This is a genomic window from Pseudomonas fluorescens group sp. (genome assembly GCF_020093335.1).
In the GTDB taxonomy this organism is placed as follows: domain Bacteria; phylum Pseudomonadota; class Gammaproteobacteria; order Pseudomonadales; family Pseudomonadaceae; genus Aquipseudomonas; species Aquipseudomonas petroselini.
This window is the reverse complement of record NZ_JAIOKW010000037.1, coordinates 47,073-57,315: the sequence shown is the minus strand read 5'-3', so window position 1 is coordinate 57,315 and position 10,243 is coordinate 47,073. Positions and strand designations below refer to the sequence as shown.

Genomic DNA, 10,243 nt, shown 5'->3' with positions numbered 1-10,243 from the left:
CCCGATAGCGGAGTGTCAGCCAGCTCAGCTGTTACTGATACACCGCTATCGGGGGCAAGCCCCCTCCCACAATGGGTTTGTGTGGTTTTTTAGTGGGGTGGGTAGCTGGAGAGGATGCGGGTGACGGTGGTGCGGATGGCTTTGTCGCGATCCTGGGGGTTGGGCGAGCTGGCCATCATTTGTTCGTCGCTGCCGCGCCAGACCAGTTTGCCGTCCTTGCCGTCGAGCAGGTCGATCTGGACGGTCGCCACTTTGTAAGTGATGTTGCGCGTTTCGTTGTACATCGGCGCGCCCCAGTAGCCATTCCATGGGCCGCCCCAGGCGCCGCCGTAGTTGGTGGTGACTTGTTGCTGGCGATCTTCGACGATCAGGTAGGCCTGCACATTGAGGTCAGCCTTGCTGCCCGGCGCGGCGGGGCGCAGGCCGCGCTGATCAAGCTGTTCACCCACGGCTTCGCGGATGCGTTGTTCGGTGAGGTCACTCTTGATGCGCGGATCATCGGGGCGGTATTGCAGGGCCGGGTCTTTCCAGGCCCAACTGCGGTAGGCGCCGAAGTCTCGACTGGCATCAAAGTCATGGTTGACCTGGCTGGTCTGGCAACCGCCCAGCAACAGGACGACAGCTAGCGTAGCGATACGACGAAACATGGTTGTTCTCCAAAGAGCGACCCGCGCTTGAGATGAGAATAGCGGTTAACTGGGAGGGTACGCCGTCATCGCCTTTTGCACCGCCTGGCGCAAGGCATCGCCCCGCTCGCTGAGGCTGCCCTGGCTGCCGGTTTCGGCGCTGGCACTCCACACCGGCTGACCGGAGCGGGCATCGAACAGGTTGACGCGAACCACCACGACCTGGACCTCATAGGTGCGCACGATCGGCACCGAGTTGTACATGCCGTAGCCATTGCCATAGCGGTTATAGCCGCCGTAACCGTAGCCGTAGTCGTCCTGGACCTGCTTGAGGCGCTTCTCCAGGCGCACGTCGGCGCTCACCAGCAGGTCCGCAGGGCGGTTGTCGTGCAAGGGGCGCAGGCCGCGTTGGTCGAGGGCACCGCTGACCGCCTCGGCAATCTGCGCCGAATCCGCCCAGGCCGTGCCTGCCGGCAGTTGGCCGTTGCGCCAGGCCCAGTTGCGGTAGGCGCCGTAGTCGCGCACCGGCGCCGGGTAGGCGCTGGCATCAAAGGTGTTGGCGGCCTGGGGCGGCGCCGGCGGGATCGGCGCCGAGGTGGCGACATAAGGGTTAGGGCTTGAACAGGCGCCCAACCCCAGGGACAACAGGATCAAACAGAGACGACGCATTTCGACCTCCGCAGACTGGGCCGCTTAAACCGGACGGCAGATCCAGTGCAAATAACGCCCAAGTCCGGCAAAGCTTGGGTGACGACGGTGAGCGAGTTCCATCTCCAGAAGGTCCTGCAAATCCGCGCGGGCCTGGAATTCCACCGGCATATAGTCATGAAATACCCGCACACCACTTTGGCTTTCGACCTGCCAAAGGTCTACGAGTTGCGCCGCCAACTCACGCGGATCGAGTGGTTGTTGCGGCGTGAGGCTCTGCTTTTCGCCGGCCATGTCGTTCTTGCGCATTTTGCGGAAGTGGCCTTTGAGCAGGTTGCGATAAATCAGCGCATCGCGGTTGTAGAACGCCAACGACAGCCAGCCGCCGGGGACCGTGAGTTGGTGCAGCACCGGCAGGATCGCATGGGGTTCGGCCAACCATTCCAGCACGGCGTGGCACAGCACCACGTCGTAGGGTTCGGTGAGCTGGCCCAGCAGCGCTTGCCATGGCGCATGGATAAAAGTTGCGGTCTGCCCGGCCTCGGCGAAACGTTGGCGGGCGCCTTCGAGCATCGGCTCGGCAGGTTCGGCCAGGGTGACCGCGTGGCCTTGCTCGGCCAGCCACAGCGACATATGGCCCAGCCCCGCGCCGATATCCAGTACACGCAAGGGGCGCTTGGGCAGGGCTTCGGTCAAGTCGGCCTGGAGCACTGCCAGGCGAATCGCCCCTTTGGCACCGCCGTAGATTTTCTCGGCGAAACGCGTGGCCAACTGGTCGAAATGGCGGTCACTCATTGGGCAAACCGCCGTTCGCTGTCGGCCAGTTTGGCGCGCACCACCTCGTTCATGTCCAGGCCCAACTCGCTGCACAGCAACAGCAGGTACAGCACGATATCGCCGACTTCCTGCCCGGCATGGGCGAGCTTATCGGCAGAGAGCTGGCGCGATTGGTCTTCGGTCAGCCATTGGAAGATTTCCACCAACTCGGCCATTTCGACGCTGGCGGCCATGGCCAGGTTTTTCGGGCTGTGGAATGGCTTCCAGTCGTTGTTATCGCGGATGCGGTGCAGGCGTTCGGTGAGGTGTTCGAGGTTCATGCGGGGGCTCCTGAAGGTGGATAGCTTCGGGGGGAATGGCCTTGAAGGCAAGTGAACCTTCAGATCGCTATCGGGGGCAAGCCCCCTCCCACCTTTGGCAGGTGAACACATCCAAGTGTGGGAGGGGGCTTGCCCCCGATGGCGATCTAATCAACGACGCTGAACTCAAGCCTGGCAGTTTGCCCGGCTTCGTCGAGGACGCTGAGTTGATAGCGGCCCAAGCGCTCGAAACTGGCGTTGATGAAGTCCTGGTTAGCGCTGTCGCCCAGGGGCGCACCGTTGAGGAACCACCAGCGCCGCCCACTGCCGCCCAGGGCGGAGATTTTCAGGCGCAGGGCTTGTTGACTGGCGGCAGGCAGGCGCAGTTGGTCACCTTCGCGGATACCGACAATCGACAGCGGTGACGACGCGGCCAGCGCCGGTGGCGGGCAATCGGGGTCCGCCGCGGGGATGCGCGCTTCGCGCCGCTCGGCCCTGGGCAGCCAGGGCTCCAGAGGCGCCGGCCACAGGGCGATGGTCTTGGGCTCGGCGCCAGGGCAATGGGCGTCGACCCGCAAGCCCTTGGCATTCACCCACACACTTTCCATCAAGCCCACGCTCAACGGTTGGTCCAGCGCCTGCAAGGTCGGCGGCGTGGTGTGGTCCAGCGTCCAGGCGAAGCGCTGGCGACGGCAATTGGGGTCGCTGCGGCTCATGGGCTGGCCCGACGGCCAACAGATCGCCGCCACGCCGACATTCGCCGGCACCGGCTTGACGGGCGCGCTGATACCCCGCTGGCTGTCGCGGTTGGTCAGCACATCGTGCACCTGCAACATCAACGGCGCTGCGGAGGCCAGGCCGAACTGGCCGGGCACCGGTGTGCCGTCCGGTCGGCCGATCCACACACCGATCAAATAACGCGGGCCGACGCCAATCGCCCAGGCATCGCGAAAGCCATAGCTGGTGCCGGTTTTCCAGGCCAGCACGGGACGCTGCACCAACTCGGCACGTGGGTCGCGGTCCGGCCGCGCCTGGCCACTGAGGATGCGCCGCACAATCCAGGCGGCCCCTGGCGACAGTAACGGTCGCTCCCTAAGCGTATCGTCCGGCTGTAATCGAATATTGGCGCTCCTGCCGTCCCGGGCGAAGGCGCTGTAGCCGCTCACCAGATCTTCGAGGCGACTGCCTGCGCCGCCCAGGATCAGCGCCAGGTTCGGCTCGGCCAATGCGGGCAATGCCAGAGGCACGCCGCCGATGCGCATCTCGGCGGCAAACCGCTTCGGCCCATAGGCTTCCAACAACTGCACCGCCGGCAGGTTGAGCGAACTGGACAGCGCCGTGCTCGCCGGCACCGCACCGGTAAAACCCATCGAGAAGTTGCCCGGCCGGTAATCGCCATAACGCCTGGGTACGTCCTGCAACAGGGATTCGGAGTGAATCAGCCCATCGTCCAGGGCCATGCCATAGAGGAAAGGTTTCAAGGTGGAGCCCGGCGAACGCAGGGCGCTGATCATGTCCACATGGCCAAAGCGCTTGGCATCATTGATGTCCACCGAGCCGAGGTAGGCACGCACGGCCATGGTTTCTTCCTCCACCACCAGAATGGCGGCGGAGGTGTGCTCCGGCAAACGCGCGCGCCAGCCCAGCAGCAGGTCTTCAAGGCGGCGTTGCAGGGTGGCGTCCAGGGTGGTGCGGATCAGCGGCGGGCTGTCGGGGCGGTTCAGGCGGCGCGCGAGCAACGGCGCCAGGCTCGGCTCCAGGCGCGGGGCAAGCAGCAGCGGTTCTTCCAGGGCTTCGTCGACGGCAGCTTGCGGCCACACCTGGAACTCGGCGAGTCGACGCAACACTTTGTCACGGGCTTCCTGGGCGCGTTGCGGGTGACGGTCCGGACGCAAACGGCTGGGCGCCTGGGGCAGCACGGCGAGCAAGGCGGCTTCGGCATGGGTCAGCTGTGAAGGCGATTTACCCAGATACGCCCAACTGGCGGCCGCCACGCCTTGCAACGTACCGCCAAACGGTGCGCGGTTCAGGTAGAGGTTAAGGATTTCTGCCTTGGAGAGGTGCCATTCCAACTGCGCCGTGCGCCACAACTGGCGCAACTTGCCATGGAACGTGCGCGAATGCGGATCCAACAACCGCGCCACCTGCATCGACAAGGTGCTGCCGCCCGACACCACCCGCGTGCCGGTGAGGTTCTGCCACGTCGCTCGTACCAGCGCCAGTGGGTTTACGCCGGGGTGCTGGTAAAACCAACGGTCTTCATAGGTCAGCAACGCCTCCAGGTAATACGGCGACACCTCGCTTGTCTGCACCGGATAACGCCACACCCCATTGGCATCGGCAAACCGCCACAACGGCGTGCCATCCTCAGCCAGCACCACCCGCGCCAGATCGTCCTGGGGCAGGGGCAACGGCCAGATGCGGTCGGCCAGCCATAGCAAGGCGATCACCAACAAAAGGCTGGCCAGGGTCCAGCGGGCAACTAAACGCAAACTCAAACTGGCAAACCTCTATGCTTATAGGGAACTAGCCTGTTGCAATAACAACCAAAGGCACAGACACGCCCACCCTCTCATCAGGACACACACATGCAGGTAGAAAGCTTTTTCGGATGGTTGGGCCAAGCGCTCGGTTCCGTCATCCGCTTTATCGTCGACGGACTCAGCGGCCTGTTCGGTGCCCTGACCAACGCCGGTGGCAACTTCATCGACGGCCTGTCCCGCACGTTGGGCATGGACACCTCGATCATCAGCATCATTACCCTGATCATCGGCCTGATGCTGCTGTACTCGGCCGTGCGTGCCTTCATGCGCGCCTCGATCATCATGGGCATCATCTGGCTGCTGCTGGGCCTGTGGCTCCTGAGCTGGGTCGTCCACTGACCCAAAAGCACCACACATCACCTGTGGGAGGGGGCTTGCTCCCTCCCACATTTGCACCCAGTTCCGTCATTTAAATATCAGCGCCCCTTGATCACGAGATCCGCCGGCGCCTCTCCCACCGCCTGCCAGTTCGGCCGGTACATCGACTCCACCTGCGGCGGCGGCACGCGGTAAGTGCCCGGCGTCACGGCACGCGCCAGGTACAGCAGGTGCGTCGTGCCAGAGCCTTCCAGATTGATCGCCGCCACGTAGCGGTCGTCCCTGAACTCCTGATGCTTGAGCGACGCGTTCTGCATCGACTCACGCCACTCCTTCACCTGGCTGCTGGCGTTTTCCAGGCTGGCGGCACTTTGCGCCAGGTTTTGGTTTTCCAGCTCCAAACCGGCCGGTAGCAAATCCACCACAAGGGCATCCGGCACACGCTGCTTGGCACTGACCGCCAGATGCACCAGCACCAGATCGCCGCTGTTGAGGCTGCGCAGGTTCAGCGGCTGGCCGTTCATGCCCAGGTATTCGCGACGGATGCTCAGGTTGTCACCGCCAGGCGCGGGTGGCACCTGTGGATAACCCGAGATCGTCAGTTGCTGGTACACCGGCGTCTCGCCCTGATGACTCAGGCTCAAGTCGCTGGACAGCCACTTGCCCTCCAACGCCAGCGTCGGTTGCTGATTATTCAATTCCTGCACACCGCCACTGCCGGTGAGCGACACCTGCCAGTTCGCATCCGGTTTGGCGAACCCGAGGCGCCCGGCCAGGAACAGCGCGTTACGCTCCTGGGTCGACAGATAGGGGCTGGCGGCCAACTGGTCCGACAGGGTGAACAAGCGCTCCTCACGCTTGCCTTTGGCCAGGTCGTTCTCTTCCAGCAGCGCCAGGATCATCGCCTGGTCCCGCAGCGGGCTGCCGTAGTCGGCCAGCCATTCATTGGCATTGCGCTGTGCCGCCAGCCCGGCGAGCAAGGCTTGGTCCGCGCGGGGTTGGTCGCCCATCTTCTGCAACGCGATGGCCAACTGCACGAGCGGCAAACCGGAGCGCGCATCGCTGCGTCGTTCGAAGATGCTGCGCAGCGCCCCCAGCGGCGCCTGCTGACTGCGCGCCAGCACCATGCCGGCGTAGGCCTGCACGGCAAAGCGGGTGTGGTCGGCGTTATCGCTGTAGTCGACGTCGATCAGGTTACGCTCCTGCACATACCGCAGCAGGCGCTCGCTGGCCTTTTTCAACGCTTCAGGCGGCACCGCAAAACCCTGGTCACGGGCACGCAGCAGGAAGTCGGTGACGTAAGCCGTCAGCCAGTATTCTTCTTCGCCATCAGCGCCCCACAAACCGAAGCTGCCGTTGTAGCGCTGCATGCCCAGCAGGCGTTCGATGCCCAGCTCGATCTTGCGTTTACGCTCACTGTCCGACTCGCCTTTGATCGACAGGCGCTTGAGCAATGCATCGTCGGCATACAGCGACGGGTACAGGCCGCTCGCGGTCTGCTCCAGGCAACCGTAGGGGTAGGCCTTGAGTGCACTGATCTGCGCACCGAGGTTCAGCGGTGGCCGGCTCGACAGGCTCAGCAGTGCCTGGCGCCCCGAGGCATCGAATTGATCCAGGGTGCCTACCGGCAGAGTCCATGGCTGATCCTTGAGCACCGCACGGTAATGCTTGAGCAGCGCCGGGTACGCAGGCCGCACGCCCAGGGTCCACTCACGGGTGAACGGCGGCAGGGTCTCGCCCGGCAGGTCGAGGCCGTTCACCGTCACCTTGACCTTGCCCTGGCCCAACCCGCCCCACGCTTTCACTGGGATGCGCAGGGTGGTGCGCTGGCCTGGTTTCAGCTCAACGGTTTGCGCGCCACTGTTGACCAACTCCAACTGCCCGTCGGCGCTCAGTTGCACCTCCAGCTTCTGCGCCTTGCCCGACAGGTTGGACAGGTCCAGCGCCAGCGTCGTCTGGTCCCCCCCGGCGAGGAAGCGCGGTGCCGACAGCTCGGCGATCAGCGGCGCGGCGATCACCGTTTTGGCTTCGGCCATGCCATAACGATCATCGGTCCAGGCCTGGGCCATCAGGCGCAGTTCGCCGTTGAAGTCGGGAATGTTGACGCTGACTTCGCCCTCGCCTTGCTCATTCAAGGTCACCGGCGCGCTTTGCAGGGCGACGATGGTCACACTGGTGTCCGGGCGCTTGCCGCCCTTGGCCAACGCCGCGTCGCCACCAAACGCCAGGCTGGCCAGGCGGCCCTGCCCGGCTTCGATCAACTGGCCATAGATATCGAATTGGTCCACGCCGTAGGCCTTGCGGCCGAACAGGCTGGAGTACGGGTCCGGCGTCGGGTATTCAGTGATATTGAGGATGCCCACGTCCACCGCCGCCACCAACACATGCACCTGCTTGGGCACGCTGCCATCGGCATTTTTAGCAGCGATCTTCACCGTCAGCGGTTGTTTGGGGCGCATTTTTTCCGGCGCGGTGAGGGTCACGCCCAGTTTGCGTTGGGTGCGATCCAGCGGCAGGTGCAGCAGGCCTACTGCACGTTTTGGGGTGATATTGGCTTTGCGCTCGCCCGGGCGAATCACCAAGGCGCTCACGTACAGGTCATGGCGCGACCATGTCGGATCGAGCTTCACAGCGAAGCTTTTGCCTTCGGCCGGCACATCGATTTCCTGCCACCACAGCGGCCCTTCGGCAGACTCCACCAGCAGGTAGCCTTTACCGGCCGCCGGCGGCGTGACGGTGACGTTGGCTGTGTCGCCATCGCCATACGCCGGTTTATCCAGCGCCAGCTTGACCTGGTCCGGCCGCACGGCACCGCCTTCGGTGTTGTCCTGGGCCTGGTAGCCGGCCCAGAAACGCAAGCTGCTGACCAAGCCGGTCTGCGGGTCTTCCACTTCAACGCGGTAAGGGCCCCACTCCACCTGGAAGCTGACCTTGGCGGTGTCGCCGGCCTTGATGTTCAGGGTCTGTTCGTCGAGGTTGAGGAATTTCTCGTTGAAGTGATAGCTCCAGCCATCGTTCTCGGAGTAGTTCCAGTAGTAATCGCGACGCTCGCGCACCAGGCGCACCTTGAGGTTTGGCGCGGCGAGTTTCTGCCCGTCCTGGTTGGCCAGCAGCACTTCGAATTCCGCCGGGCCATCGCCGTTGGTTTCCGTGCCGTCAAACAACCCGCGCAGGCCCGGCAGTTGCTCGGCCGGCCAGATCGGCTGCACCAGGCGCCGCGTGATCGGCCGCCCGCCCGACTCTTGCAGGCTAGCCTGTACGATCAGTTGCAGCGGTGACTTGGCCTCGGCCCATTTGCTTTCCAGGGTCAGTGCTTCCTGGCCCTTGGCGTCGAGCACGCTCTCGTCCAGCTCGAAATCCTGGCTCAGCTCTTCTTCGGTGACGGAACCGAACTGGTAACCGGGCAGCGACTTGACCGCTTCGCGCAGCGGCCGCACATAGACTTGCCCACTGACCCGATTGCCCGACGCAGGCGCGCCGTACAGGTAACGACCGTTGACCTGGATCACCGCGTCGTCTGCCGGGCTCAACGGCGTGTCACTGCCCTTGAGTTCCAGCGCCAGGCGCTCAGGCAAAAAGTCTTCGACAAGGAATTCATACAACTGCGGCTTGCCATCACCCAGGTCGAACACCAACTGCCAGCGCCCGGTCGGTGCTTCGCCGGCCAGTTGCAGTTGATATTGATAGAGGCCGGAGGCATCGGCATCCCACACGAACTTGCGGCTCACCTGTTCATCCGGGCGACGCACTTCGACGCTCACCGGCTGCGGTTTGACGGCATTGCCATCCTTGTCCCGCAGCAAGGCGTTGAGCAGCACGGTTTCGCCAGGGCGATACAGGTCGCGCGGACCAAAGACGAAGAACTGCAACGGGTGGGACGGTTGGCCGCCAATGTCGAACTCGGCCAGGTCCAGCGCGGCGCTGTCGAGGCGCAGCATACTGGTCTGTTCGCCCTGCTTGGCGAGCAGCACCTGGGCCTTTTTCGGCAAAGGCAACTCAGCGTGGCCACCCTTCTCGGTCTTGCCCTGGCCCAGCACGCGACCCTCGGCGTCGAGCACTTCGAGGTCGACGCCATCCAGCGCCTTGCCGCCTTCCAGCGCCTGGGTAAAGACGTCCAGGCGATTGGCGTAGCGGTGCACCGACAGGCCGATATCACTCAAGGTAAACAGCGTCGCCGGTTGGGAATAGTTGTAGGTGCCCGAGGCACGCATCACCGCCAGGTACACGCCCGGCTGCTGCAATTGCTTGAGGCCGGCGATCGGCAGCAACAGGGTTTCGCGGGTGTTACGCGCCGGGTTCAGGTCGAAACGACCGCCGTAGACCAAATCGGCCAGCGGCAGCAGTTCGCGGGACTCATAGCTTTGCAGGCTGGTGTTGCGCCCCCACTGCGCCAGGAACGACGGCAAGGACTCGGGCTTGATGCGGAAGAACTCGACGTCGATCTTGTCGACGTTCAGCGCGATCACCGGCAGGCCTTCGGCCAGGCGCGTCGGCAGCAGCGTGCCACGGCTGGCGAAACCGACGGTGGCTTGCAGGTCGCGGGTTTCCAGGCGGGCGATGTACTCGGCGGGCAGCAGGTTGTTATTCACGGCCTTCACGCCGGGGTCAACCGTCAGCACCAACTTGCGCTGCGGCTCCAAGTGACGCAGGCGCAGCTCCATCAGGTTGTCGGAGATTTCCCAGGCACCATCGACCTTGCCCGACTTGCTGTCGACCAAGTGAAGTTTGTCAGCGAATTTCTGATCGGGATCCAACGGAATGGAAAAGCTCACCGACAAGGTACTGGCCCCGTCGAGCTGCACCTCGGACACATCCACCACGCTCAATTCACGCCCGGCGTAGCGCTGCTTCAGCGCCGCCACATCCACGGCGGCCTTGGCCGGCTTGGGGGCAACCGTCGCCGCCGCAGGCGCGGTCGGAGCAGCCGGTTTATCGGAGGAATCACAGGCGCTCAGCAGGGCCAGCGCGCAGGCAAGGAACAGTCCTTTGTTAAGCATGGGGAACTCGTCGTGAGAGGGATCCGAGGGGTGAA

At 64.0% G+C, this 10,243-nt stretch carries 7 protein-coding genes; 1 reads left to right on the top strand and 6 read right to left on the bottom strand.

All coding sequences use genetic code 11. The annotated features are described in order from the left end of the window. Nucleotides 1-89 precede the first annotated feature (89 nt). The 5 genes from K7431_RS25570 to pbpC all read right to left on the bottom strand — a co-directional run bounded on the left by K7431_RS25570 (nt 90) and on the right by pbpC (nt 4,848). Nucleotides 90-647, bottom strand: a complete 558-nt coding sequence (locus K7431_RS25570) for a DUF4136 domain-containing protein (RefSeq protein ID WP_012722014.1) — start codon at nt 645-647, stop codon at nt 90-92. 45 nt (nt 648-692) lie between these two features. Beyond that, on the bottom strand, nt 693-1,295 hold the full coding sequence (locus K7431_RS25565; RefSeq protein WP_012722013.1) for a DUF4136 domain-containing protein: 603 nt from the start codon (nt 1,293-1,295) through the stop codon (nt 693-695). Between the two features lie 24 nt (nt 1,296-1,319). Continuing rightward, the gene (locus K7431_RS25560) at nt 1,320-2,069 is read right to left on the bottom strand and encodes a methyltransferase domain-containing protein (protein WP_012722012.1); all 750 of its coding nucleotides are present in this window, start codon (nt 2,067-2,069) and stop codon (nt 1,320-1,322) included. After that, on the bottom strand, nt 2,066-2,371 hold the full coding sequence (locus tag K7431_RS25555; protein WP_012722011.1) for a MazG-like family protein: 306 nt from the start codon (nt 2,369-2,371) through the stop codon (nt 2,066-2,068). Before K7431_RS25555 ends, K7431_RS25560 begins: the two co-directional genes overlap by 4 nt. Before the next feature lie 146 nt (nt 2,372-2,517). Beyond that, nucleotides 2,518-4,848, bottom strand: a complete 2,331-nt coding sequence (pbpC, locus tag K7431_RS25550; protein WP_012722010.1) for a peptidoglycan glycosyltransferase PbpC — start codon at nt 4,846-4,848, stop codon at nt 2,518-2,520. 90 nt (nt 4,849-4,938) lie between these two features. Between pbpC and K7431_RS25545 the strand changes: the two genes are divergently transcribed. Next, nucleotides 4,939-5,232, top strand: a complete 294-nt coding sequence (locus K7431_RS25545) for a hypothetical protein (RefSeq protein ID WP_012722009.1) — start codon at nt 4,939-4,941, stop codon at nt 5,230-5,232. Nucleotides 5,233-5,309: 77 nt separating this feature from the next. On the opposite strand, the gene K7431_RS25540 is transcribed toward K7431_RS25545, so the two are convergent. Then, complete coding sequence (locus K7431_RS25540) at nt 5,310-10,208, bottom strand: alpha-2-macroglobulin (RefSeq protein WP_012722008.1); 4,899 nt, start codon at nt 10,206-10,208, stop codon at nt 5,310-5,312. Between the last annotated feature and the right edge of the window lie 35 nt (nt 10,209-10,243).

Bases quoted from the DNA above. Each gene is read 5' to 3' on its own strand.
- K7431_RS25570 (WP_012722014.1), bottom strand. From the start codon at position 647: ATGTTTCGTCGTATCGCTACGCTAGCTGTCGTCCTGTTGCTGGGCGGT.
- K7431_RS25565 (WP_012722013.1), bottom strand. From the start codon at position 1,295: ATGCGTCGTCTCTGTTTGATCCTGTTGTCCCTGGGGTTGGGCGCCTGT.
- K7431_RS25560 (WP_012722012.1), bottom strand. From the start codon at position 2,069: ATGAGTGACCGCCATTTCGACCAGTTGGCCACGCGTTTCGCCGAGAAA.
- K7431_RS25555 (WP_012722011.1), bottom strand. From the start codon at position 2,371: ATGAACCTCGAACACCTCACCGAACGCCTGCACCGCATCCGCGATAAC.
- K7431_RS25545 (WP_012722009.1), top strand. From the start codon at position 4,939: ATGCAGGTAGAAAGCTTTTTCGGATGGTTGGGCCAAGCGCTCGGTTCC.
- K7431_RS25540 (WP_012722008.1), bottom strand. From the start codon at position 10,208: ATGCTTAACAAAGGACTGTTCCTTGCCTGCGCGCTGGCCCTGCTGAGC.